Origin of the sequence: Neobacillus niacini (assembly GCF_036961885.1) — a bacterium.
Taxonomy (GTDB): Bacteria; Bacillota; Bacilli; order Bacillales; family Cytobacillaceae; genus Neobacillus; species Neobacillus niacini_H.
In genome coordinates, this window is sequence record NZ_JBALNQ010000030.1 from 16,195 (window position 1) to 43,084 (window position 26,890).

General features: G+C 37.0%; 22 protein-coding genes. 18 read left to right on the forward strand and 4 right to left on the reverse strand.

The annotated features are described in order from the left end of the window. Positions 1–25 precede the first annotated feature (25 nt). The 11 genes from xsc to V7124_RS14500 all read left to right on the forward strand — a co-directional run bounded on the left by xsc (position 26) and on the right by V7124_RS14500 (position 11,930). Positions 26–1,795: a sulfoacetaldehyde acetyltransferase gene (xsc, locus tag V7124_RS14450; RefSeq protein WP_335490196.1), complete on the forward strand. Its 1,770-nt coding sequence runs from the start codon at positions 26–28 to the stop codon at positions 1,793–1,795. 112 nt (positions 1,796–1,907) lie between these two features. Further along, on the forward strand, positions 1,908–3,329 hold the full coding sequence (locus tag V7124_RS14455) for an amino acid permease (protein WP_335416544.1): 1,422 nt from the start codon (positions 1,908–1,910) through the stop codon (positions 3,327–3,329). A gap of 306 nt (positions 3,330–3,635) precedes the next feature. Then, positions 3,636–4,508 carry an ABC transporter permease gene (locus V7124_RS14460; RefSeq protein ID WP_335490285.1) on the forward strand — a complete coding sequence of 291 codons (873 nt, stop codon included), beginning with the start codon at positions 3,636–3,638 and terminating at the stop codon, positions 4,506–4,508. A gap of 18 nt (positions 4,509–4,526) precedes the next feature. Then, positions 4,527–5,555, forward strand: a complete 1,029-nt coding sequence (locus V7124_RS14465; RefSeq protein ID WP_335490199.1) for a taurine ABC transporter substrate-binding protein — start codon at positions 4,527–4,529, stop codon at positions 5,553–5,555. Positions 5,556–5,558: 3 nt separating this feature from the next. Further along, a complete protein-coding gene (locus tag V7124_RS14470; protein ID WP_335490202.1) occupies positions 5,559–6,374 on the forward strand; it encodes an ABC transporter ATP-binding protein in 816 nt (271 codons plus the stop codon). 114 nt (positions 6,375–6,488) lie between these two features. After that, positions 6,489–6,704: a small acid-soluble spore protein Tlp gene (gene tlp / locus V7124_RS14475; RefSeq protein ID WP_335416556.1), complete on the forward strand. Its 216-nt coding sequence runs from the start codon at positions 6,489–6,491 to the stop codon at positions 6,702–6,704. A 320-nt stretch (positions 6,705–7,024) separates the two neighbouring features. Continuing rightward, positions 7,025–9,352, forward strand: coding sequence for an AAA family ATPase (locus V7124_RS14480; protein ID WP_438825561.1), 2,328 nt, complete (start codon positions 7,025–7,027; stop codon positions 9,350–9,352). A 30-nt stretch (positions 9,353–9,382) separates the two neighbouring features. After that, complete coding sequence (locus V7124_RS14485; RefSeq protein ID WP_335416560.1) at positions 9,383–9,811, forward strand: acyl-CoA thioesterase; 429 nt, start codon at positions 9,383–9,385, stop codon at positions 9,809–9,811. A 30-nt stretch (positions 9,812–9,841) separates the two neighbouring features. Beyond that, positions 9,842–10,132 carry a hypothetical protein gene (locus V7124_RS14490; RefSeq protein WP_335490207.1) on the forward strand — a complete coding sequence of 97 codons (291 nt, stop codon included), beginning with the start codon at positions 9,842–9,844 and terminating at the stop codon, positions 10,130–10,132. A 402-nt stretch (positions 10,133–10,534) separates the two neighbouring features. Further along, positions 10,535–10,780: a hypothetical protein gene (locus tag V7124_RS14495; protein ID WP_335490210.1), complete on the forward strand. Its 246-nt coding sequence runs from the start codon at positions 10,535–10,537 to the stop codon at positions 10,778–10,780. A gap of 364 nt (positions 10,781–11,144) precedes the next feature. After that, a complete protein-coding gene (locus tag V7124_RS14500; protein ID WP_335409863.1) occupies positions 11,145–11,930 on the forward strand; it encodes an SDR family oxidoreductase in 786 nt (261 codons plus the stop codon). A 523-nt stretch (positions 11,931–12,453) separates the two neighbouring features. On the opposite strand, the gene V7124_RS14505 is transcribed toward V7124_RS14500, so the two are convergent. From V7124_RS14505 to plsY, 3 genes are all read right to left on the reverse strand, one after another. Continuing rightward, entirely contained in the window at positions 12,454–13,239 is a 786-nt protein-coding gene (locus tag V7124_RS14505) for a CPBP family intramembrane glutamic endopeptidase (protein ID WP_335490213.1), read from the reverse strand. Between the two features lie 42 nt (positions 13,240–13,281). Next, positions 13,282–14,433, reverse strand: coding sequence for a CapA family protein (locus V7124_RS14510; RefSeq protein ID WP_335490216.1), 1,152 nt, complete (start codon positions 14,431–14,433; stop codon positions 13,282–13,284). Positions 14,434–14,886: 453 nt separating this feature from the next. Then, entirely contained in the window at positions 14,887–15,471 is a 585-nt protein-coding gene (gene plsY / locus V7124_RS14515) for a glycerol-3-phosphate 1-O-acyltransferase PlsY (protein WP_335490219.1), read from the reverse strand. Positions 15,472–15,627: 156 nt separating this feature from the next. On the opposite strand from plsY, the gene V7124_RS14520 reads away from it, so the two are divergent. The 7 genes from V7124_RS14520 (at position 15,628) to V7124_RS14550 (ending at position 25,525) form a co-directional block, all read left to right on the forward strand. Then, the gene (locus V7124_RS14520; protein WP_335490223.1) at positions 15,628–17,367 is read left to right on the forward strand and encodes a glycosyl hydrolase family 18 protein; all 1,740 of its coding nucleotides are present in this window, start codon (positions 15,628–15,630) and stop codon (positions 17,365–17,367) included. Positions 17,368–17,614: 247 nt separating this feature from the next. Then, on the forward strand, positions 17,615–18,532 hold the full coding sequence (locus V7124_RS14525; RefSeq protein WP_335490226.1) for a GGDEF domain-containing protein: 918 nt from the start codon (positions 17,615–17,617) through the stop codon (positions 18,530–18,532). Then, on the forward strand, positions 18,533–19,444 hold the full coding sequence (locus V7124_RS14530; RefSeq protein WP_335490229.1) for a sensor histidine kinase: 912 nt from the start codon (positions 18,533–18,535) through the stop codon (positions 19,442–19,444). Between the two features lie 119 nt (positions 19,445–19,563). Then, positions 19,564–19,977: a CoA-binding protein gene (locus V7124_RS14535; RefSeq protein WP_335409849.1), complete on the forward strand. Its 414-nt coding sequence runs from the start codon at positions 19,564–19,566 to the stop codon at positions 19,975–19,977. 277 nt (positions 19,978–20,254) lie between these two features. Next, positions 20,255–22,234 carry a DNA topoisomerase IV subunit B gene (gene parE / locus V7124_RS14540; protein ID WP_335409846.1) on the forward strand — a complete coding sequence of 660 codons (1,980 nt, stop codon included), beginning with the start codon at positions 20,255–20,257 and terminating at the stop codon, positions 22,232–22,234. Further along, positions 22,231–24,669 carry a DNA topoisomerase IV subunit A gene (parC, locus tag V7124_RS14545; protein WP_335490232.1) on the forward strand — a complete coding sequence of 813 codons (2,439 nt, stop codon included), beginning with the start codon at positions 22,231–22,233 and terminating at the stop codon, positions 24,667–24,669. The genes parE and parC overlap by 4 nt, the downstream gene beginning before the upstream one ends. 97 nt (positions 24,670–24,766) lie before the next feature. Next, entirely contained in the window at positions 24,767–25,525 is a 759-nt protein-coding gene (locus V7124_RS14550; RefSeq protein WP_335490235.1) for a hypothetical protein, read from the forward strand. A gap of 156 nt (positions 25,526–25,681) precedes the next feature. On the opposite strand, the gene xerS is transcribed toward V7124_RS14550, so the two are convergent. Next, positions 25,682–26,770, reverse strand: coding sequence for a tyrosine recombinase XerS (gene xerS, locus V7124_RS14555; protein ID WP_335490238.1), 1,089 nt, complete (start codon positions 26,768–26,770; stop codon positions 25,682–25,684). Between the last annotated feature and the right edge of the window lie 120 nt (positions 26,771–26,890).

Genomic DNA, 26,890 nt, shown 5'->3' on the forward strand with positions numbered 1-26,890 from the left:
AAATTTGGAAGGATGTGCAATTTTAATGTCGAAATTAGAAGAGGAATTAACAGAAATAAAAACAAAGAAAGTAAAAATGACACCAAGTGAGGCAATTGTCGAAACACTTGTTGCGGAAGGAGTAAAGCATATTTCAGGTATATTAGGATCTGCTTTTATGGATTTACTTGATCTTCTGCCAACAGCTGGTATCCGTTTTATAGGGGTTCGTCATGAACAAAGTGCGGCACATATGGCAGATGCCTATACGAGAGTAAGCGGGGTAGCCGGAGTAGTTATTGGCCAAAATGGGCCCGGTATAACAAACATGGTTACTTCCGTTGCTGCTGCTAATCAAGCACACACGCCAATGGTGGTTATTTCACCATCCGCTGGAACACCAACAGTTGGGTGGGACGGATTTCAGGAGTGTGACCAAGTATCCGTATTTAAAGCGATTACAAAAGAAACAGTAAGAGTAACACATCCAGGCCGTGTAGCTGATTGCTTACGAACAGCCTTCCGGATCGCCTATGCCGAGCGGGGTCCTGTTTTATTCGATATACCAAGAGACTATTTCTATGGGGAAGTAGTAGATACAATTCTAGAGCCGCATCAATACCGTGTTGATAATCGCGGATGTGGATCATTAGAGCAAATTGACCAAGCCGTAGAATTGTTAATTAAAGCTAAAAACCCAGTTATCATTTCAGGACGGGGCATAGTTGACTCTGATGGAATTGAAGCAGTCAAGGAAATCGCCGATCATCTTACAGCTCCTGTTGCTGTTTCTTACATGCATAATGATGCATTCCCAGCTAATCATGTCTTATCCGTGGGACCAATTGGCTATATGGGATCAAAGGCGGCAATGAATACGCTAAAGGATGCTGACGTAGTGTTAGCCTTAGGTACTCGTTTATCTGTATTTGGAACACTGCCTTGTTATGATATCGATTATTTTCCGAAAAATGCAAAGATTATTCAAGTCGATATTAATCCGCGTAATATTGCGCGTACCCATCCAGTGGAAATTGGAATTATCGGGGATGCGAAGGCTGCCGGTGTTGAAATCGCTAAACGCTTGAAAGAAAAAGCTCCAAATTTAGAGTTGAATCAAGAAAAACTTCGCAAAGTAACGGATGAAAAAGTAAATTGGGAAAAAGAGCTAGTTGACCTTGCCATGGTAGACGGAACTCCAATTAATCCACGCCGTGCACTACTAGAGATGACAAAGGTTTTACCAGATAACGCTATTGTTACCTCAGATATCGGAAATGTTTCATCTACGGCAAATGCCTACCTAAAATTCAATCATGGGCGTCAGCATATTGCGGCCTTAACATTTGGTAATACTGGATTTGCCTATCCATCCGCTTTAGGTGCAAAGCTTGCTAATCCAAATAGTCCAGTGCTTGCAATTGTCGGTGACGGTGCATGGGGGATGAGTTTGCATGAAGTAAGTACGGCAGTGGAGGAAAATATTCCTGTAGTCGCTTGTGTGTTTAATAATAATGCATGGTGTGCAGAAAAGAAAAACCAGGTTGATTTTTATAATAACCGTTTCGTAGGTGCGGATATTCAAAATCCTGACTTTGCTGAAGTAGCAAGATCGATGGGTGCGGTAGGAATAAATGTCGATAGACCTGAGGATTTGGGACCAGCTATCCAAAGTGCTATTGAGTCAAATAAACCAACAGTTATTGACATCCAAGTGGACGGAACCCAATTAGCGCCGCCATTTAGAAAAGATGCATTGAAAATGCCAACAAGGCTTTTACCTAAATATTCCCACTTAGATCACAGGAACTGGTAGAACACTTGAAAAGAGGGGCAATCTAATGAAGATCGCCTTTCTTTTTTTCCAGAAAACTTTTTGTTGATTATTAAACAGCATGTTAGCAAAAAAGAACCGAAAGTTGGTGGATATGTTGGAGCATCAACCCGAAAAACTAAAAGCTGGACTTAAACAAAGACATTTGACCATGATCTCTTTAAGTGGTGTTATTGGCGCTGGATTGTTTGTAGGAAGCGGAATAATCATCGGAAAAACAGGGCCAGGGGCTATATTATCTTACATATTTGCTGGCTTAATAGTTGTTCTTGTCATGCGGATGCTTGGGGAAATGGCAACCGTTAATCCGAATACAGGTTCCTTTGCTGTGTATGCAAGAGAAGGCATTGGCGAGTGGGCTGGCTATACTACAGGCTGGTTATATTGGTTTTTCTGGGTTATTGTCATTGCACTGGAAGCTGTCGCAGGGGCAGCAATCATCCATGAATGGATACCTTTGATTCCTGTCTGGGCAATAAGTCTTTCCTTAATTGTCTTATTAAAACTAACTAATATTTTTTCAGTTAAATCATTTGGGGAATTTGAATATTGGTTTTCTATTATTAAAATAGTCAGCATTATTCTGTTTTTAGTCTTGGGATTAGCGGTTATATTTGGATTTGTACCAGGTATTAAGTCACCTGGCGTATCTAATCTTACAAACTTCGGGGGGTTCATACCTAACGGAGTGGGTTCAGTTGTTGTGGGTATTGCGATTGTTTTTCATGCTTTTGTAGGAGTAGAAATTCCGGCGATTGCAGCTGGTGAAACCGCTGATCCGGTGAGTTCTGTAAGAAAGGCATTAAATAGTGTCGTTTGGCGGATTTTGATTTTTTATATTGGTTCCATTGCTGTACTTGTGACTCTCTTACCATGGGATTCAGCAACATTATTAAAAAGTCCATTTGTTTCAGTTCTTGAAATGATCGGGATTCCTTCCGCAGCTGTTTTCATGAACATAGTAGTTTTGACAGCATTGCTCTCATGTCTAAATTCAGGACTCTATACGAGCTCTCGTATGCTATTTTCTCTCGCACAAAAAGGGGATGCCCCAAAGATCTTATCAAAGTTGAGCAAGAATGGTGTTCCTGTTTTTTCCGTAATCGCTAGTACATTATTTGCCTTTATCAGCACGATTTTTAGTTATGTTTCCCCAGATAAAATATTTTTCTTTTTAGTAAACTCTTCAGGTGGGGTTGGAATTCTGGTTTACTTAGCCATTGCGATTTCACATCTGCGCTTAAGAAAAAGAATGGAAAAAGAAAATCCAGGAATTTTCAAAATTAAAATGTGGTTTTTCCCGTACTTAACCTATGCTACCATTGTTGCCATGATTTCCGTGCTAATTTTAATGGCATTTATTGAATCACAGCGTCCACAGTTTATATTCACATCGTTGTTTAGCTTGATCGTTATTTCATCCTACTTTGTAAATCGGCGAAAAAAGGAAAGTGTTCAAAGCCAAGAATTTGCAATGAATTCTCGTATTCTAAAAGCAGATGATCAAGAGATTTAATTAATACTTCAACAGTTGGTGTTGATGAAACATAAAAAAGTAAAAGGCTTTTATATTTGGGGAAATAAAATCATTTTACTTTTTATCCAGAAAAGAGTGGAAATGTAAAAAGTGTAAAAAATATTGGAAATAATAGAGGTACAGTTTTATAACCATCGCTAGTTGGATCATCATAATTCATTTTACATCCAATGCTTTTCCTCAACTTAAATGGGAGCGGTTTCAAAGAAAAGATTGTAAGCATGAAATAGTGAATTGAAACAAAACCATTTTAGCTTAAAGTAAAGGGAGTGTGAAGTACATTTGATGAATGAGAACACGAATAAAAATGTGGAACAAAATGGCTTTCAACCGTATGACATCCTTACACCACTGGAGAAACCAGTCATTATACAAAAAAAGCGAAAGTGGAAGATCTCACAGGAAACAGGGATTATGTGGAGTTCGGTACTTATCATATTTTTACTATGGTATACAGTTACTAAACTTAATATCTTCTCTGAAGTCTTTATCCCATCCCCAGCAAAGACCTGGGCTGCTTTTACCGATTTACTTATAAATGGCTATAAAGGAAATAGTTTAATATTTCATCTGCTTGATAGTCTATACAGATTGTCGATGGCCTTTTTCGCCGCATTAATTACAGCAGTTCCATTAGGATTAATTAGCGGTTATTCTTCAAAAGTGAGAGCTGCATTAGACCCCATCTTAGAATTCTATCGACCCCTGCCACCGCTGTCATACTACACACTTTTAATATTATGGTTTGGAATAGGAGATCTATCAAAGGTTGCATTATTATATCTTGCTGCCTTTGCTCCAATGTATATTGCTGCAGTATCCGGAGTAAAAGGTGTTTTGGAAGATCGTATCCATTCCGCTACCTCTTTGGGTGCAAATAACTGGCAAACGTTCCGCTATGTTATATTCCCGTCGTGTTTACCAGAAATATTTACCGGAATGCGAACAGCGATTGGATTTGCTTATACAACTTTAGTCGCCTCTGAAATGGTTGCCGCTGTCTCAGGCATCGGCTGGCTAGTGCTTGATGCAAGCAAATATTTACGAAGTGATATCATGTATGTTGGCATTATTCTGATGGGCGTAACAGGGATCCTGCTTGATCGAATCCTTCGAAAAATCGAAGTAAAGGCGATTCCATGGAAGGGGAAAGATTAAAAAAATGGGGGTAAAAGGATGAAAAATTTCAAAAGCAGATGGTTCATGAGTTTGATAGTAGTTATTGCACTATTGATGATTAGCGCCTGTGGGAATAAAACAACATCAAAACCCGCTAATGATACTATTGAGTTTCGGATTGGGTATCAAGTTATTCCGAATGCAGAGTTACTTGCAAAAGCAAAGAATATGTTTGAGGAGAAGTTTGATGGTGTGAAAGTCAAATTGCTTCCGTTCGAGGCAGCGGTTGATGTGAATACGGCTATGGCTGCTGGGGAAATTGATGCTGGTTTGATTGGTTCTAGTTCTGTTGCATCAGGGATAGCACAAAATTTACCATACAAAGTTATTTGGCTTCACGATGTAATTGGAGATAATGAGGCATTGGCCGTAAAGAAAGATAGTGGAATCAAATCGATTGAGGATGTTGTGGGTAAAAAAATTGCCGTTTCTTTCGGTTCAACAACACATTACAGTTTGTTATCTGCACTAAAATTAAAAGGAATTGATGAAAATAAAGTAACTATATTAGACATGAAACCAGCTGACATGTTAGCAGCGTGGAAACAAGGACAGATTGATGGTGGATATGTTTGGTATCCAACACTAGGAGAAATGCTTTCTGACGGCAACATTATTTTAACAAGCCGTGACCTCGCAAAAGATGGAATTCTCACCGCAGATGTAGGGATTGCATCAAAGGACTTTATTAAGAAACATCCGGATGTACTTAAACAATATATAAGTATATTAGATGAATCTGTCCAATTATATCGATCATCGAAAGACGAAGCGGCAGAAGCGATGAAAAATGAGTTAAACGTTTCAAAGGAAGACGCGAAATTTTTCATGGATCAATTAATCTGGCTAGATCCGAAAGAGCAGGCCTCAGACAAGTATTTAGGAACAGAAGATAAAAAAGGAGCATTTGCAAAAACGTTAAAAGATACGGCAGAATTTTTAAAAACGCAAAAAGCAATTAATTCCGTACCTGATCTTAAGGCATATGAAGATGCCATTGAACCAAAATTTCTTCAACAAGATTAGGAGGTGGTCCCCATTAATAATAGTAATGCTCTTGCAGAAACCTCATCTGAATCTATAGTCATTCAAATAAATAATGTAGAATTAACATATCAAACTGATAAACAAATAGTTACGGCATTACAGAATATTAATTTACAAATTAAAGAAGGTAGTTTTGTCTGTGTATTAGGTCCCTCCGGATGCGGAAAAACAACATTATTACGTATTTTAGCAGGCTTCCATCAAGCTACATCCGGGGAGGTTCTTCTAGATAACGTACCTATTTCACCTAAACCTGATCGGCATCGTGGAGTTGTTTTCCAGCAGCAAATGCTGTATCCATGGTTGAATATTGAAGAAAATGTTGGGTTTGGATTAAAAATGAGGAAGGTTCCGGTGAAAGAGCGGTCTGAAATTGTCGATCATTATTTAGATATGGTTGGTCTTTCTCAGTTTAAAAAATCAAAATCTTATGAGCTTTCAGGAGGTATGAAGCAAAGAGCTTCTATTGCCCGTGTATTAGCAAATGATCCGCGTATTGTATTAATGGATGAACCATTTGGCGCTTTAGATGCAATGACCAAAGAACAAATGCAAGATAATATTAGAAAGATATGGAAGGAAACTCATAAAACGATTTTCTTTATTACACATGATGTGGAAGAAGCCTTGTTGTTAGGAACGCATATTATTGTCTTATCTGCAAGGCCTGGGCGGATCCTTAAAGAAATGTACAGTAATTTACCCTATAAAATCGAAGAAGGAAAAAGCCGAATGTATAGGGTAGAACCGGATTTCGTTAAAAAACGCGAAGAGATCCTTAGCCTCATTTCTTTATAGGCAATCGCCAGCGGATCTTTTTTGTTCCTCCACCCAAAAAAAATTGTGATATTTTTTGTACTTCGATACAAACTATATCTGTACTATGACAACACTGAGGAGGAAAATTTTTCGATGAACAATAATAATAAACCCAAACCAGATGATCGCAGCGATAACGCAGAGAAGCTTCAATCAATGATCCACGATACTCTTGAAAACATTGAAGCAGCAGAAGAATCACTTGCATTTACAGATAGTGAAACACAGCGTCAGCAGATTAAGGCTAAAAATGAAAGACGCCGTGAAAGCATTGATGCATTTCGTTCAGAAATCAAGGATGAAGTTTAAACCACTTACCAGGACCTGTTGATTCATACAGGTCCTTTTCTATTATAAAGGCTGTTTTCGTAATGATTGATGTTAAAATCTTAAAGCCGATTTTAACGTGGAAATTGTTATTTTGTACCTTTGAATTTAGTTTGCTAGCTCTTTTCTTATTTTAAATTTATCCTGTTTCCTGCGAAAACACTGCACAATTATTAATTTTTGATACAAAAAGCAACAAGGTTTAAGAAAAGAGCCTTTATAAACCTTTGGATTTCATTTCATGGGACGGGTTGTGGTAAGATAAAGGGGAAATTTTTTAAGAAGAAGAAGTGATATTATTGATTCAACAACAGTCAAATCAACATAAAAACAGCATCGATCGTTTAAGCCAGTGGGAAAAAGAACTTGATGAAAAAGGGTTTATTGGCGATGAAAATGAGCTGCTAGCTTCTATTCGTCACCAGTCAAACCCAATTGTGTTATCAAAAATGTTAACAATAGCCGCTCTTTCGCGTCTTAATCGTCATTCGCATGACTCCTTAGCCTTAGTTTGGCTTACAAAGGCGTTAGAGGTATTTCCTGAAAATCAGAAGGCTAAGACCTATTTCATTCAGTACGATTGGAAAAAGAAAAGAAGTATATTAGATGCACTTATTTTCCCTGCGATTCGGGAAACAGATAATCGGACAGCAAAGAAAAAGGTTGCTGAACAATACATACAAATTTGCCAAAGTTTCTTATCTGAAGCAGACGAACATCAAGAGGATTTAACCGAAAAAATGAAACTGGCAGAGGAATTAGAAAACAAACTGCTTTATAATCAATATAAAAACATCGTTGATTTGCTGACTACTTCTATTGAGGTATGCGGGAACCTGCTAAAAGCTGCTGAGGAGTATGAGGAGTCGATAAAGGGTGTATTCCACACTGCCACCTATTTTGAGGACTTAAAACTACATTTGTCCAGCCTTGAGGAAATAAAGAAAGACTGGCTGAAGTTATTTGAGGTCCAAGAAGAATTAGAGCAGCCATCAGAAAAAGCACTGGACCAATTAAATGAAATGATTGGAATGGGTGTAGTCAAAAATCGAGTCAATGATTTTTACAAATTTTTAAAATACCAAAAAAACAGAAAAGAAATTGGATTTCAAGTAAAAGATGCGCTAAGTCTTAATATGGTTTTAACGGGGAATCCTGGGACCGGGAAAACAACGATTGCCAGGTTATTAGCTAAAATCTATAACGAGCTTGAGGTACTGCCACGTCCTGAAGTGATTGAGACTGACAGATCGCAGCTGGTAGGTGCCTATGTTGGGCAGACAGAGGAAAAAGTTCGTGCGGTTGTTGAAAAAGCAATTGGCGGGGTTTTATTTATTGATGAAGCCTATAGTTTAAAACGTGAAGGGCAAACAGGTAATGATTATGGGCAAACGGCCATAGATACCCTTGTATCACTTATGACTGGTAATGAGTACGGAGGAAAATTCGCTGTAATTTTAGCAGGTTATCCAGACGAAATGCGTATCTTTTTAGATGCGAATCCAGGTCTAAGGAGCAGGTTTCCGCAATCAAATCTCATTCATTTACCTAATTATTCAAATGAGGAATTAATATCAATTGCTGAAAAAATCGCTTCCGAAAACGATTATATTATTACAGAAGATGCAAAGTTGGAAATTGATCATCGTCTCGACCAGGAACGTGTGGATGATACTTTCGGTAATGCGAGATCTGTTCGCAATATTGTGTTGGATGCAATTTTCAAAAAAGGATCGGATCATCCCGATTCGAAAGATGATGTTCTCAAATACACGTTTTTAGAAAAAGATGACTTTTTAGTTGAAAAGGATGAACTTCGAGATTCCCCTTTTGAAAAACTAGAACGATTAGTGGGATTGACCGAACTAAAGGGTGAATTAGAAACGCTTGTTTCCTTTGTTAAAATGCAGCAGTTTAGAAAGGACAAAGGTCTTCCCACTGTCCCACTTCAATTGCATTCCGTTTTCACAGGGAATCCAGGTACAGGTAAAACAACGGTTGCTAAGATTTACGCACAACTCCTTTGTGAGTGCGGTATGTTAAAAAGAGGTCACTTAATCGTTGCTAGCAGGTCTGATTTCGTCGCAGGATATGTTGGGCAAACGGCAGGTAAAACAAAGAAAAAGATTCGAGAAGCACTAGGAGGAGTCTTATTTATTGATGAGGCGTACTCTCTCTTAAGTCAAACTGCTGGTGACTTTGGTAAAGAAGTGGTTGATACCCTAGTAGATGAGATGACCAAACATAATGAAAATCTTGTTGTTGTCCTTGCAGGCTATCCTAATGAAATGGACCAGTTATTAGAAAGCAATCCTGGTTTGCGTTCAAGGTTTAAAAAGTTCTTTTTGTTTCCTAATTATTCAGCGGACGAATTGCTTTCAATTATTGAGGCTTATGTTGAAAGCTTTCAATACCACTTAACGGATCGTGCAAAAGCTCCTTTGAAACAAGCAATTGAAAATAATAGCTTTAAAGGAAATGGCAGATTCGCAACCAATTTAGCGGATGAAATGATACAAGCACAAGCAATGAGGCTAATGGGAAAAGTAGGAGAAAAAGATTTATTAGAAAAAGCTATTTATATTGAAAGTGAAGATGTGGAAAAAGCACTTGAAAAAATGCCGCATTGACACATCAGCGGAAAAAGGGGAAATGTACAGATGGATAAAGAATTTATATCGGTGAGAGAAATTCAACTATTGTATGCCGATACGGACATGATGGGCGTTATCTATCACGCTAACTATTTAAAATATTTTGAGCTAGGGCGAAGTGGATTAATTGAGGACTTGGGATACAGCTATGTAGATATGGAAAATGCAGGCTATTTTGCACCTGTTTATGACATCCAAGCTACCTATAAAAAACCTTTACGCTATGGTGATAAGGGGTTTGTGAAGACTTGGATTGATAAAAATGATGGGATTAAAACGATTTATGGATATTCCATCGTAAATGGGGATGAGGAATTATGTGCAGAAGGGACATCGACACATATTGTGGTCAAAAAGGACAACTTTAGACCAATCGCCTTTAAAAAAGCGTTCCCAGAATGGTTCTTGCGATACGAGGAAATAAAGAAGAAGTAGCAATACGTTAATGCTAGTGGGGTGATTTGGATGGCTTTTGGAATTAAAAGGCAGGAAGTAAAAGTGTGGAAACAAAAAATAGATGATGGTGAAATAGCATTCCTAACCCATTATTGGCTAGATGACCGCTTTCCAGGCTGCAAAACAGTGACAAAGGTGGGCTGTCAAGACCTTGAAAAATTGGCTGAATGGGGAAGTAAATATGGGTTGAAAAAGGAATGGATTCATCACCGCCTTGACGGCTACTCCCATTTTGATTTAATTGGTGAAAATCAAAAAGAAATTTTACATAAAGAAGGTTTACAGCATCATATTTGGTAAGTGCAAAGCACACCTATTATTTTTCTAACGGGTTTACTTCATAGGTGCAAACATAGTAAAACACATAGGAAAACGCACTTGAATTCACAATATAATTCACAGTGCGTTTTTTATTGCTTTATCAACATTTCGACGAGTTTCTTTCGTCCGTCCCCCCTAATTCACATAGTAAATCACAGGGTATGAAATAATTATTGGAGGGTGTGCGAATTCTTTGTGATTTAGTGAGTGAATTGTGTTGCAATCACGAAGGCTATTGGATATTTATGTTAAAATCATATTATAGATATTGGAAAGTTTGTGAAAAGATGTTCTTACGCTAACGTTAGTTCAATAAAAATCGAAACTTAAAGTGTTTCCAATCGTTCTAATATTTTAAAATAGGGATAGGGGGAATTATGTATGAATAAGTTTGGAGTTTTATCCATCCTAATGGCATTGATTAGCATAATTACATTTTTTATTGTTAGAGGACCAAATGCAAATTTGTCTTTAGCAATTATACTTCTAGGTTCTTTTTCGTTACTCGGAATAATTTTTGCTGTTATTTCTAAGAGATGGTTATCAAGTATAATTGGTGTTTTAGCTAATGGAATGGTGCTAGTCTTTGTATATTTATTATTATTAGCTAAGGGAATAGCTGGTTAAAATAAAGCAGTAAGTATTTTAAAATGTCTTTATTATCGTGCCTTTAAAAAAGGAAAGGTTATTAAACGGGTGCTTTTACTAAAGAACTGGCTGCCTTTTTCGGTGGCTTTTCTAATTGAAGTACAGTGCAGTTTAGTTAAATCATATTGCATCTATGCTTGTTCACTGTTGTGGAAGAGCCCAGCAAATAATTTATGTGTGAATATAATATGGCTGCGTTAGCTGCTTTTTTTTGTTCCCACTAACGAGGCAGTCACGACATCATTGATCCTGTAAGAATAGGTATAGCTGCCCATGTTTGGTATGCCCTTACTGCTATTGGGAAAAATAAATTGGCATGCTATTTCAAATGGAGGAATTTAACATGGGCAAAACAATATTCATTACTGGTGCAGGCACCGGGCTTGGCCGAGGTGCAGCTATAGGTCTTTCCAAAAAAGGACATCGTGTGATTGCAACTACAGAACTGACTTCTCAAAAGACAGACCTTCTGCGGGAAGCAAATGATCTAGGACTGAATATAGATGTGATTAAAGTGGACATTACGAATCCTTTAGATTTGGAACAGATGGAGAAGTATGATTTTGACGTATTTGTTGCAAATGCTGCCATCAATGAACGAGGGCCACTTGGGGAAGTGCCGATGGACCGTTTTCGGGCACTTTTTGAGGTAAATGTTTTCGCAACCTTGGAAACAGTACAGATAGCTGCACGGAAGATGGTTGAAAAGGGAAGCGGGAAAATCGTTTTTATGAGTTCAATTTCTGGAATATTGGCAGCTCCATACAACGGTACATATGCCGCTACAAAGCACGCGATTGAAGCAATTGCCCATACCTTAATGTTGGAACTTCAAGGATTCGGAGTAAAAGTTGCTACTATTAACCCTGGTGCCTTCAAGACAGGCTTTAATGATCGGGCGGCAGAAGAGTTATGGAAATGGTACGATGAAGGGAAAAGCTTCACGAAAAAAGAGGATATTAAAAAGGCGGAAGAGGGGTTAAAGGACCAGTATGATCCGGAAGATTTAATTGCAAAACTGGTAGAAATCATCCCAGCTGACCAACATAAATTCCGAACCGCCTATCCTCAACAAACGGAGAAACAGATGAAGCAAGAAGAACAAAAGTGGTGGGAGATGGATATATAGGACACTTCATCCAGTTCTTTTAACCTGTGGAATGGTGCTGTTGAAAAAAAGGGAAAAGAGAGAAAGCCCTTTTCTCCTTTTTGCATTTGGTGTTAGCAGAGGATGACTAATTTAATCAAATTTTATTACCCACATTGAAATATCCTTCAACTGCTAAGTTTTATTTTTCTCTCAAAAGAACCTTCACCGAAAAGAGAGAAATTGAATTAAAAATGTTCTTCAGTAGTGTTGAATATAATAAAGACGATATTTTTTTATATGAGCCAACATAAAATCTCCCAAATGTTTATCACCTGCAAGATTGTGAAGAAATATTATTAAAGTAAAGGGTACTTTAGTGAAATAAGATAATACAAAAAAAGGCTTAGAGTTGGAAATGACTCTGAGCCTTTTTGATTGTGAAATATACTGTGATTTGTGTTGTGAAAGTTATGCTATTTACTGCGTGATTAGGTCGGTAATTTGACGTTTTACACCTCACAAGTAAACCCGTTATTATTTTTCTAGGTGTGCTTTTTATCATTTAAATAGGAAGTTGAAGCAAGCCCATGAAGAAAAACAAGATTAACACGAATGTGTGTGCAAGAATAGCTGGTAGCACACTTTTATATTTAGTTGTTAAAAAGCCAAATAAAATTCCTAAAACTAGGTATAACAGAATGAGAGCTACAGAAAAACCAAATATCGTTGTATTAAAGGCAAAGGCAATGCTTGTGAATAGAATTGCATAAGTTTCATTGGTTATCTTAATCATTTGTGTTAAAAGTATCCCTCTCCATATCACTTCCTGTAGGAGGGCATGAATAAGCGCGAATAAAAAAAGCGAAAGAATATGCGAGACATCCATTCTAACATCCATTGTTATCAACATTAATAGGAGGAGCACAGAAATAATTCCAATAATGATGATAGATAAATAGATTGTATTTACTGCAAAAGGCAATTGAATCCTTTTAATAAGTTCGGGTTTTTTTAAAAACAAGCTAATTTTTTTATTAAACTTTCTGATTACATAACAGATCAGAAGGATAGGGATGATAAATAAAAGCTGATAAATGATAACGTTTAAAAAGGGATCAACTTGAATGCCTTGAATGAATTTATCGAGATAAACAAGGATCATATTCCCTCCAAAGAAAGAAATCATCACCCATGCAAAAAGTCGATTTTCTTCCTTTAGAAAAGCTAGGTACAGGAATAAGCCCAGCAGAATCAAAAAGAAAGGACTATAATAACTTCTCGTAAAAAGATAGATTAAGACGATAAATAGTAATGATAAATAGAAACCTTGATTATTCTTTTGTTTCATACCGAAACATCCTTCCAAAAGTCGCGATAAAAAGGCCCCGAATTAACGGAGCCATTGGGTCATATGATCTTGAATTTCCTGGTATTTTGTTGAGGCATTTGTGAGTCCAAAGGAACTGGCATTTTCCAGAGGTACAACTTGATAATTTCTAGACCTCTGACTTGAAACATAGGTAGGATAAAAAGCCGGATTGGACAGCTCAATGGTCTTGCCTGATTGAGTAATATTTTTGGTGATTTCAACTGTTGCCATGCCGCCGATATCCTTAAAGTCCCTTACTTGCCCGGAGATGAAGTTACCCAAAGAATAAATAACGAATGACTTTCGGCCATCTTCTGTTTTAATCCATTCCATAGGCTGCAGGACGTGTGGATGAGACCCAAAGATAATATCTACTCCTTCATTGGCAAGAAAAGTGGCCAAGTCCTTTTGGTCGTTGGTAGGAATACGCTGATACTCATTCCCCCAATGAATACTCATAACTACCACGTCAGCTTCTTTTTTAGCACGTTTTACCTCTTCACTCATGATATCACGATTTATTAGATTTACGAGAAAGTCTTTACCATCAGGAATAGGGATCCCATTGGTACCGTATGTATAGGATAAAAAGGCTAATTTTATTCCATTTTTATTAATAATTCTTAGTTTTTGCCGATCTTCTTTATTTAAGAAACTCCCGACATGTGGAAGTCCAATGCTATTTAAATAATCTGTTGCCGATAAAATTCCTCTTTCACCCTTGTCTAATGTATGATTGTTAGCAAGAGAAACAATATCAACCCCTGTATTAACCAGCGCATCTGCTACTTCATGGGGACTATTAAACATAGGGTAGCTAGAAACACCAATATCTATCCCACCTAGCATGCTTTCCTGATTGGCAGTTAGTACATCAGGAGATTCCAATTTACTCTTAACATTTTCAAAAATGGGATTGAAATTATATGTTGTTCCATCAAAGGCATCTTGATACACAGTATCATGGATTAGGATGTCGCCAATGGCACCGATCGTCAGCTTCTCAGTTAATGTCCTGGTTAAAACAGGCTGCACTCTTTCAGCATGGTCCTTTGTGGAATGTATTTTTGCTGCTGTAACCTTGTTTTTCTGCTGCTGGATTAGGAGTACGGCAGTAACAACTAAACAAATAGTAATGATAACTAAAGATGGAATAATGAATTTCTTTTTCATAGCTTCTCCTTCATGTTCAAGTATAAGGCAAAATATTTCAAACACCGCTACTTTTACTATAATATATATATGTACTATTTTTCGACTTTTTCCTACAGTTTTTGTAAAAAATATATTAGGGGTGTAGTTTTATGTTCCAAATAACAGAGAATGCTAATGGAATTTTAATGGATATAATTACAAGAGAGAAGCAGTATCCAACTGAAGAACTATTCTTACGTTTAAGTATGGGGATTGGTTGAGGCGGTCCAAAACTTAATCTGTCTCTGGAAGAGCGGAAAATTACTGGGGATCAGCTATTTGAATTTAATGGGATTAAGATCATTATACATGAACAGGATTATTCATACTTTGAAAAAACAAAGCTTGATTATACAAGAGACCTGCAGGGAAAAGGGGCATTTAAGCTAATAAAGATATAAAAATGGCTTTAAGAGAACCCAGTAGGATTCCTTAAAGCCATTTAATTTTTGGTTCAGTTTTATTCATGATCCGGTTTATATTCGCTCGATGACGATAAATCACAAATGAAGCCAACAGTGTGACTGCTATGAGGAGCGGAATGTCTCCGTCAATGGCAGCATAAATGACTGCACAAATACCTCCAAGCATCGAAGACAAAGATACATATTTTGTTACGTAAAGACTGGCAAAAAAGACTAGGAAAACTGTAAGGAACATGAGTGGGGCACAAAATAATAAAACGCCTCCAGATGTAGCCACTGCTTTACCACCTCTAAATCCTGCAAAGATGGGATAGGTGTGTCCGATAACGGCCAATACTCCAGCTAGTAAAGGATTGATATCAAGCCCAAAAATTACCGGTAAAGAAGCAGCTAATGTTCCTTTTAGAATATCAGCCAAGGTTACAGCAATTCCAGCTTTTACTCCCAGTGTTCGAAAAGTGTTCGTTCCCCCTAAATTTCCACTCCCATGCTGTCGTATATCTGTTTTATAAAAAACTTTTCCAATGATTAAACCTGAAGGGATCGAGCCAAGCAAGTAGGCTGCGAACAAGACTAAAATAATTTGAACCATCAATGATTTCTCCTTTTATAAATAATGCACGTCCTCTATTTTACCATGTAATCGTGAAAAAACACTACTACTGCTTTTATCTAATCCAAAATCTGATAAAAAATACCTTCTCAATTTTTCGTTGATACCGTACGATAGAGAAGAGGAGGAAGAACAATGGCCCAAATTGAACACTATAAAAATAAATCTTTATCACCAAAATGGATCCTAGGAGGATTGATGATAGGCATTATAATCATTGCATCCTCTATTCTTTTTTTATTATATCCGTTTGCCTCTAAGGAAAAAATAACTTATTTCAATGATAAAAATCCGATTCTTTTTGAAGGAACACAGCAAGGGAATGCATTACTCGATGGGAATACGATATTTCTGCCGCTATCATTTATGCAACAACACATAGATAAGACGATTATTTTTGATGAAAAATCCAAGTCTATCATTATTACCACAGCAGATAAAGTAATCCAAATGCCTACAGACTCCCTAACGTTCTTTGTGAATCAAAAGCCAGTGCAACTGCAGATTTCACCAATTATTTTAAAAGAAGGGCAACTATTTGTAGCAATTGACCCACTGCTGGCCTATTATCCGATTCAATTTAAGATTTTAGAAGAAACAGGAGCCGTTTGGATTCAAAAGGACGGAGATCGCTATACTAAAGGTACAATAATCGAGGAAGAAGTACATCCAGAGAACCTGAGATTACGAACGGAGCCATCCCTGAAAGCACCTTATACAGCGGAGATGTCAAACCGCGAAGCTGTGATGATTGAAGGTGAGAAAGCGGATTTTTATTTAGTAAGAAAAGAAAATGGAATTAGTGGGTACATCAACAAGAAATATGTTGAGAAAAACAATGAAATATCGATTTCGATTTCACATCAAAGTAATACAGTCGCTGTTCCAAAGATTAATGGACCGGTTCAACTTACCTGGGAGGCGGTTTATACAAAAAATCCAGACCATACCCAAATACCAGATATGCTGGGTGTGAATGTCGTTTCACCAACTTGGTTCTCTTTGTCAGGAAATGATGGAAGCATTAAAAATTTAGCATCACTAGATTATAGTAAATGGGCACAGTCAAAGGGGTATCAGGTATGGGGATTATTTTCAAATTCCTTCGACCCTATCATGACGCATGAGGCATTAAAAGACTTTGAAACACGTCAAACCATCATTAGACAGCTGCTTCATTTCAGTCAAATGTATCAATTACAAGGGATAAACTTTGATATTGAAAATGTCTATCCAGAAGATGGACCACTCGTTACTCAACTCATGAGAGAAGCAACACCATATTTACATGAAGCGGGATTAGTTGTTTCGATGGACATTACCTTTTATGCGGGCGACAACAATAATTGGTCATCCTTTTATGAAAGAAACAAGCTTGCAGGCATTGTGGATTACCTTATCATTATGGCTTATGATGAACATCCGGGCTCATCTCCCGTAGCTGGAAGTGTTTCAAGTCTTCCGTGGGTAGAAACGAACCTGCAAAACTTGTTAAAAGAAGTTCCGAAAGAAAAACTGATACTCGGTGTTCCCCTATATACAAGGCTTTGGAAAGAGCAACTAAAAGAAGATGGAACGACTGAGGTAAGCTCACAGTCTATGTCAATGGCTAAAATGAAAGAGTGGCTTTCTGAAAAAGGTCTGCAGCCGATTTATGATGAAGAAAGCGGTCAAAACTATACTGAATATTATGCAGACGATGAGAAGGCAACCTATAAAGTTTGGATAGAGGATGAATTGTCATTGAATAAACGTGCGACTCTTGCAGCTAATTACCAATTAGCTGGAGTGGCTTCCTGGTCAAGGTTTTTCGGAGATCAGTCTGCTTGGACAGCAATAAATATGGACCCTAACAAGGCAGTAACACAGAAATAGACCAGTTTCCTGGTCTATTTTTATTGGATTCGCTTTCATTTTAATATTCTGTCAAATTTAAGAACAATTAAAGTCTAATTTATTACAAAGATATGTAGAATTTTCAAATCCTTGTTTTATCGATTGAAAAAAATTGCCCCGAGGAAATATAATTTAATAAACCGAAACAAATTCCGACGTTGATTGTAGTATTGGTCGGCTATGTTCTGTTCTATTTAAAAAAAACTATATTAAAGAGGTGAGAATCATGGCCATAACGGTACCACAATCCGAAAGCTATCAATACCAAGATGTAAAGGTCTTATATGTAGAAGATGAAATGTTTACACGCGAAAAATTATTACGGGTTCTAAAACGCCGTTTTTCAGATGTTCATGTTGCTATTGACGGTGAAGAAGGCTTTCAGTTATATAATCAGCATTTCCCAGATTTAATTATCGTAGATATTAAAATGAATCAAATGGACGGTTTAGCCATGATTGAAAAGATTCGGATGCTTAGTGACAAGGTGCAAATTATTGTTACTACGGTTCATGATGATAATCAAATTTTTATTCAATCAATTGAAAATAGCGTCAATCATTTTATCTTAAAACCTATTGATCTTGAACAGTTTTTACTAGCCATCCAAAAATCTGTTTATCAGATTCAATTGAATAAGAAGTTATCGAATATTGATCCTTTAACAAAATGTATAAATCGGTTTATATTTGAGGAGATATTGTCGAGAGAGATAAGTAGATCAGAACGATATAGTCGTCCATTTTCAATTCTTCTTTTTGAGGTTGACTGTTTTAAAAAGATTAATACTTATCTTGGACACCAAAAAGGTGATGAAGTTCTCGCTACCATTTCAACAATCGTTCAACAAAGGATTCGTGAAAGTGATATCTTTGCGCGCTGGGGTGGGGAAGAGTTTATTCTTTTGACACCAGAAACAAATAGTCGAGGAGCATCTGTACTTGGTGAATCGATCCTATCTTTAATAAATAGTTTTGCTTTTCCTAAAATAGGTACTGTAACCTGTAGTTTTGGTATAACTGAGTTTTCTCCTGATAAGAAGAAAGCAGAGCTTATTTTGGAAGCAGAAGAAGCGCTTTTTAAATCTAAACAAAATGGAAATAACTGTGTAACAGTTTTTTCGGAAGAAAAAGGTGGTAAATAAGTGATAGGTTTTTATTTTTCCATCGTCCTCGTTATTGGGATCCTCATTATTTTTTTATTAAAGTATAGTAGTAAAAGTAGTCAACTTGTGAAACAGCTTAAAAAAAGTGAAGAGAACTACCGGGAATTAGAAGAAAAATTTGAGACTGCGATAAGTTCATTAGAACACAGAGTTAATGAAGAAGTAGCAAAAAATAGACAGAAGGATCATACCCTTTTTCAACATTCAAAACTTGCGGCAATGGGCGAATTGATCACTAGTATTGGCCATCTTTGGCAACAGCCGCTCAATAGTCTATCGCTCTTAATCCAAGACGTTAAAGAAGCAATACAGTTTGGAGAGATTAACGACCAATATATTGATCAGTTCACACATGAAAGCATGATTCAGATTAAACAAATGTCACGAACGATCAAAGATTTTCGAAAATTTTATCAACCAAACAATGAGAAAAGCAGCTTTTCTGTTTCTGATTCGATCGAAGATGCGCTGATGATTTTTTCCCCAAGCCTCAAGGAGCATAACATCCATGTTAATTTTGAGATTCGAGAACAGCATTTGGCCTTTGGTTTTCCAAATGAATATAGTCAAGTTGTTCTAAATATTTTAATGAATGCACGAGACGCCTTTGTTTCGAACAAAATCAAAAATCGAAGTATAGATATTATGATCCGTTCAAAGGATAGCCTTTTAGTCGTGGACTTTATTGATAATGCTGGCGGAATTGCTCCAGATTCACTGCCAAAATTGTTCGAACCGTATTTTACAACCAAGCACAATGGAACTGGGATTGGTTTGTACATGACAAAAATGATTATAGAAAATATGAATGGCAGGGTTGAAGTTGAAAATACAGATGAAGGTGCAAGGCTCAGTCTAGCAGTCCCTAAAGTTGAACATATATATCCCTAATATAAATTTACCTATAAACTTTGCTCCCGAAAATCGGGAGCATTTTTTTTTACTGCCAATTAAAATATGGTATAGTAAAGGGGAAGTAAAATTAAGGAAATAAAGGAAGTGTTCGTTTCATGGCAGTTGAAAATCCAACCCTGGAAGAAATAGGCGCTATTTTAAAAAAAGCTAAACGTATTGCAGTAGTTGGTTTAAGTGACAAACCAGACAGAACCTCTTATATGGTTTCAGAGGTTATGCAAAAAGCCGGATATGAAATCATCCCAGTTAATCCAGTGATTGATGAAGTCCTTGGAGTGAAAGCGGTTGCTTCTTTAAAAGATATCGAGGGGCATATTGATATCGTCAATGTTTTCCGTCGTTCAGAGCAATTGTTTGATGTCGCGAAAGAATTTGATGAAATTGATGCTGATGTTTTTTGGGCTCAGCAGGGTTTAGTGAACGAGGAAGCTTATACGTTCCTGAAGGATAAAGGATATACAGTCATTATGGATCTTTGTATAAAAGTCGCTCACTCTTTAACAAAATAATAATATAGTGAAAAAAGCTGCTAAAGGTTGGCAGTTTTTTTTTATTTTTTCACTCAAAATTGTGTTACAAATATAGGTTGTTTTAAATTAGACATTTGCCAAATCTAAATAAATCGCTAAAATAAAGCATAGGCCTGCGATTTTATGTGGTACAATTATAAGCGGCAAACATTCGTTCTAAATATAGAATATACTTTGATACGAATGATAAATATACTTAAAAGATAGCAAATAAGAATGTTTTTTTCTTTTTGTAGGGAATGAAAGGGGTATTTTAGTGGCAAGTAATCAAAAGGCTTTTGAATACAATGATGATGCCATACAGGTACTAGAGGGACTGGAGGCCGTCAGGAAGCGACCAGGAATGTACATCGGGAGCACTGATACGCGCGGATTACACCATCTTGTATTCGAGATTGTTGACAACTCTGTCGATGAGGCTCTAGGTGGATTCGGGGACCAAATCATCGTTAAAATCCATAAAGATAATTCAATCAGCGTAATGGATAGAGGACGCGGAATGCCAACTGGCATGCATAAAATGGGCAAACCGACTCCAGAAGTCATTTTAACGATACTCCATGCTGGTGGTAAATTCGGTCAAGGCGGCTATAAAACCAGCGGTGGTTTACATGGTGTTGGTGCCTCTGTTGTTAATGCTTTATCTGAGTGGTTAACTGTAACCATAAAAAGAGATGGCTTTGTTTATGAACAACGATTTGAAAACGGAGGTAAACCGGTTACTACATTAGAGAAAATCGGTAAAACCAATCAAACAGGTACAACGATTCACTTTAAACCAGATACAACCATCTTTTCTAGCACAACCTATAATTTTGAAACCTTATGTGAAAGGTTAAGAGAATCTGCCTTTCTTTTAAAAGGATTAAAAATTGAAATCATCGATGACCGAAATGATTTTCATGAGGTTTTTTATTATCAAAATGGAATTGAAGCCTTTGTTTCATACTTAAATGAAGATAAAGAGGTGCTTCACCCAGTAATTAGTTTCGAAGGAACTCATAATGGGATGGAAGTTGAATTTGCCTTTCAATTTAATGATGGCTATTCAGAAAACATGCTTTCATTTGTAAACAATGTCCGCACGAAAGATGGGGGCACACATGAAGTTGGGTCACGAACAGCAATGACTCGTGTTATCAATGAATACGCACGGAAGGTCGCTCTTTTAAAAGAAAAGGAAAAGAATCTTGAAGGGGCAGATATCCGAGAAGGCTTATCTGCGATTATTTCTGTTAGAATACCAGAGGATTTATTACAGTTTGAAGGTCAAACAAAGAGTAAATTAGGAACGAGTGAAGCCAGGTCTTCCGTAGACGCAGTCGTCTCTGAACACCTTACCTATTTCCTTGAAGAGAACCCCAATATTAGCTCGCTGTTGATTAAAAAATCCATTAAAGCTTATCAGGCCCGAGAAGCTGCACGGAAAGCACGCGAGGACGCAAGAAGCGGTAAAAAGCGAAAGCGCTCAGATGCTCTTTTATCTGGGAAGCTAACACCTGCACAATCAAGAAATCCGCAAAGAAATGAGATCTATTTAGTTGAGGGTGACTCTGCAGGAGGCTCTGCTAAGCAAGGGCGTGACCGTCGTTTTCAAGCAGTCCTGCCACTACGTGGTAAAGTGATTAATACTGAAAAAGCGAAGCTAGCCGATATTTTTAAGAATGAAGAAATCAATACGATCATTCATACCGTTGGCGCTGGAGTCGGATCTGATTTTAATGTGGAAGATTGTAATTATGATAAAGTTATCATTATGACCGATGCTGATACAGATGGTGCTCATATTCAAGTGTTACTGTTAACGTTCTTCTATCGTTATATGAAGCCGCTTATTGAAGCTGGTAAAGTGTTTATCGCATTACCGCCTTTATATAAAGTAAGTAAAGGTTCGGGGAAAAAGGAAATCATTGAATATGCTTGGAATGATGATGAACTTCAGGGTGCCATTCAGAAGGTCGGCAAAGGCTATATTATTCAACGCTATAAAGGTCTTGGTGAGATGAATGCAGACCAGCTATGGGATACAACGATGAACCCTGAGACACGAACGTTAATCCGTGTAAAAATAGATGATGCAGCTAGAGCAGAACGCCGGATTACCACTTTAATGGGTGATAAAGTTGAACCGCGAAGAAAATGGATTGAAGGTAATGTAGCATTTGGTTTAGAGGAAGATGACACGATCCTTGCAAATGAAAATATTACGATTTCCGGGGAGGTATCTGAAGAATGAGCACAAATGAGAAATTCCGTGACTTACCTCTAGAGGATGTAATCGGTGATCGTTTTGGAAGATATAGTAAGTATATTATTCAAGAACGTGCCCTTCCAGATGCAAGGGACGGCTTAAAACCAGTACAACGAAGAATATTGTATGCGATGCATGTTGAAGGTAATACCTTTGAAAAAGGTTTTAGAAAAGCAGCAAAAACGGTTGGTAATGTAATTGGTAACTACCATCCACATGGAGATTCATCCGTATATGAAGCAATGGTGCGGATGAGCCAGGATTGGAAGGTTAGAAATGTACTGATACAAATGCATGGAAATAACGGTAGTGTTGATGGAGATCCTCCTGCAGCGATGCGTTATACAGAAGCACGGTTATCGGCAATTTCCTCTGAATTACTTCGCGATATTGAAAAGCAAACAGTAGATTTTATTCCAAACTTCGATGATACATCAAAGGAACCAACCGTTTTACCAGCCATGTTCCCGAACTTGTTGGTAAATGGCTCAACCGGAATATCAGCAGGATATGCAACTGATATTCCACCTCACCATCTTGGGGAGGTTATTGACGGTGTTATCTTGAGAATGGACCATCCTAACTCATCAGTAGATGATATCATGACCGTTATTAAGGGACCTGATTTTCCGACTGGAGGGATTATCCAAGGAATCGATGGGATAAAAAAGGCGTATGAAACGGGTAAAGGAAAAATTATTGTTCGCAGTAAAGCAAATATAGAGGATGTACGTGGGGGCAAACAGCAGATTGTCATTACGGAAATCCCATATGAAATCAATAAAGCAAATCTTGTTAAAAAAATTGATGAATTCCGCTTTGATCGCAAGGTTGAAGGTATGTCAGAGGTCCGTGATGAAACAGACCGAACAGGACTAAGAATTGTTATTGAATTAAAGAAAGATGCGGATGCACAAGGTGTCTTAAATTTCTTATATAAAAATAGTGATTTGCAAGTGACATACAATTTTAATATGGTCGCAATCTCTCAAAAACGTCCCAAATTATTAGGTATTCGTGAATTATTGGATGCTTATATTGAACACCAAAAGGAAGTTATTACGAGAAGGACCCAGTTTGAGCTCAACAAAGCAAAGGAACGTCAGCATATCGTTGAAGGGTTAATGAAGGCACTTTCAATCCTCGATCAAGTTATTACGACGATTCGGGCTTCCAAGGATAAAAGAAATGCAAAGGACAATTTAATTGCAAAGTTTGCATTTACTGAAGCCCAAGCAGAAGCAATTGTTTCTTTGCAGCTTTACCGCTTAACCAATACAGATATTACTGCATTACAGAATGAGGCGGCAGAATTAGCTTCAAAAATTGAAGAGTGGACCGCCATTTTATTAAGTGAAAAGAAGCTTATTTCTACCATAAAAAAAGATTTAAAAGATGTAAAAAAGCGTTTCGCAGATGAGCGTCGTTCAAAAATTGAGGCAGAGATTGAAGAATTGAAAATTAATCTTGAAGTGACGGTCCCAAGTGAAGATGTCATTGTAACGGTCACAAAAGAGGGCTATGTCAAGCGGACAAGCCAGCGTTCTTTTGCAGCTTCTAATGGTCAAGACCTAGCAATGAAGGATTCCGACCGCTTACTATCACAGCTTGATGTGAATACTAAGGATGTTGTATTGCTCTTTACTAATAAAGGTAATTACTTATACTGTCCAGTTCACGAATTACCTGATATCCGCTGGAAGGACCTAGGGCAGCATATTGCAAATATCATTCCAATTGAACGTGATGAAGATATTATTCAAGTAATTCCTGTGAAGGATTTTGAGATAAATGCTTATCTCGTTTTTGTAACGAAAAATGGAATGGTTAAGAAAACAGAACTAAAACAATACAAGGCACAACGATATTCGAAGCCATTAGTGGGTGTTAATCTGAAAGATGATGATCAGGTTATTCAGGTTCATTTAACAGATGGTACAAAAGATATATTCCTAATCTCCCATTTTGGTTATGCATTATGGTTTCATGAAGAAGAAATAAGTATTGTCGGTGTTCGGGCAGCAGGTGTTAAAGGTATCAATTTAAAGGATGGCGATGTTGTCGTCGGTGGGAAACTTATAACTCCAGATAGTAAGGAAACCATTGTGATTGCTACACAACGTGGTTCAGTAAAGCGTATGAGACTTAAGGAATTCGAAAAAACAACTCGTGCCAAGCGTGGGGTAGTTATATTACGAGAGCTTAAATCAAATCCGCATCGTGTTATCGGTTTTGTGGTTGCGCATGACCAAGATACAGTATTGATTCAAAGTGAAAAAGGTCAAGTTGAAACACTTCAAACTTCTGATATTCGCTTAAATGACCGTTACTCGAACGGTTCTTTCGTCCTAGATGAAACTGTAAATGGTAAAGTAACGAATATTTGGAAGGTAGAAGGTCCAAAGAAAGAGACTGAATAAAATATTTTTTAAAGACTCCCGAAATGATGGGAGTCTTTTTCATGTTTTTACTAAAATTTGGGCATACTACCTGTATCAGATTTTGGAGGGGAATAGGATGAAAAAAGAATTACTACTAGTTGGTATTGTATTTTTTCTCATGTCTGTAACTGCTATAACCGGTGTTCATGCTTTCGAAGAAAGAGACAAAATTGTTACGATTTCTAAACATGAAAGTGATGTGACTGGAGATGGAATCACCGAGAGTATTGAGCTAAAAGGTGTTCCTTATGAAGGTAATGATGATTATTTAAAAGAAATATATATTGATATCTCTTCAACTGATGAAAAACAGTACACCATGCCACTTGAGAGCGGTTCTAAAGCTTCACTTAAGCTGGTGGACTTAAACCAGGACGGTGTGAAGGATATATTTGCTAATGTTCTAACAGGTGAAAGTGGGGGGATCACACAAAATTATTTATATACATTTAAGGATTTCATCAGCAAAAAGTTAGCAATCCCTGACCCTTTAGAAATAGAGAGCACGTACGAAGACGGATATAAAGCGAAAATAACAATCGGTCAAACAGGAAAAACCTATTTATTTGATTTAAAGGATCGGAAAAAATATTATAAAAAACTAGGATTATACTATAAAGGAAAGTTAAATGAACCGATGGAATTAACTGTAAATTCATTTAACTCGCTTAAGCCAGTTAAAATATCCACTGGAGAGATCATTTTAAAAGGGGTCCAAAAAATAAATGGAATTGCCAATGCCGATCATATTGCTTTGGTTGAGACTATCTGGAAATATGGCAATGGAAAATGGAATTTCAGTACGGTAAATGTTAAGACGAATAAGGAAAGCTAGAGACAGACAGTTTGAATAGAAAATTCCATTCCGTCTCATTATCTTAAGTATACTTAGTATTTGAGACAGAATGGAATTTTTATTATTTTTTTGACCATAATTATATTATGTAAACTAAATGATTAAAAAGAAGCTACCCAAGGGCAGCCTTCATCCTTATTCTGTCTGTTCCTTTGGCATATCCATTTTATCGACAGCAATTTTTAAATCATCATTCTTAATATGTGTATAAATCATCGTTGTTTGAATGGATGAATGACCTAGTTGTCTTCGTAATTTTGGTACATCGTTAATCTCAGCGTGGTATCTGGTTGCAAAGGAATGTCTTAGTTTATGTACGGATAACGATGGCTTTCCAAACGCTGTAGCGTATTTTTCAATCAAATATTCAACGGCTCGAGCTTTTAGTCTTTGTGAGGTTACTTTTGGGCCAGTCGGTCCACCAACAAATAATGCCTTTTCATTTTTATCAACGTTATATTTGGCGGTTCTTACAGCTAAATAATCTTGTAAATCTGCCATGGCCACCTGGCTAAAATAAACGAATTGTTCTTTATTTCCTTTACGGATAACGCGCACACAATACTTACTAAAATCAATATCGTCTAAATCAATCCCCACCAATTCCGAAAGCCGGAGGCCCGATCCTAGGATTAACGATACAATTGCTGTATCACGTTCTCTATTTAATTGATAAAAATTATACAACCGCTTGTTTTTTTTGTTTAATTCACCATAATCATTGGCAATAAATAAGCGGAATTTCTCATATTCATCACCAAGCAGAATTTTTCCTTCCATTTTTGTTGCTTTCGTTTCTATACTATCTTTAACTTCATTAAATTCAATTTTCGCCATTACATTCCGATTAATATATGGTTTAAAATCAGAAGTTTCAGCAATATTTTGTAAGTAATTGAAAAGTGATTTCAAAGCGGATAATTTCCGATTAATAGTAAGTTCTTTATTATCTAATTGGTAGTGAAGAAAGTTTAAAAAGCCATCAACCTCTATAACTGTTAATTGCTCCAAACGCTCCATGGGGATATCTTTGATGTTGCCATCCCATAATTGTTCGCTGATCATCCAATTGAAAAAAATTTTATAATCATGGCAGTAATTATAAAGTGATGCTATGGAAAGCTTTCGTAATTTATGATTAATGTATTCATCAACATACCAGGGTAGTTCTTGAAGTAAGACCTGGAGTTTTTTATAATTTGTTTGGTTTGCCTTATTTACCATATAAACACCTCACTACTATATTACTATTTCAACTTAATTGCGTCAAATTTATATTTTACGCAGTTTTGTTCAGATGAAGATTTAAAATAATTATAGCTCTAATTGTTCATTAAACTCCCC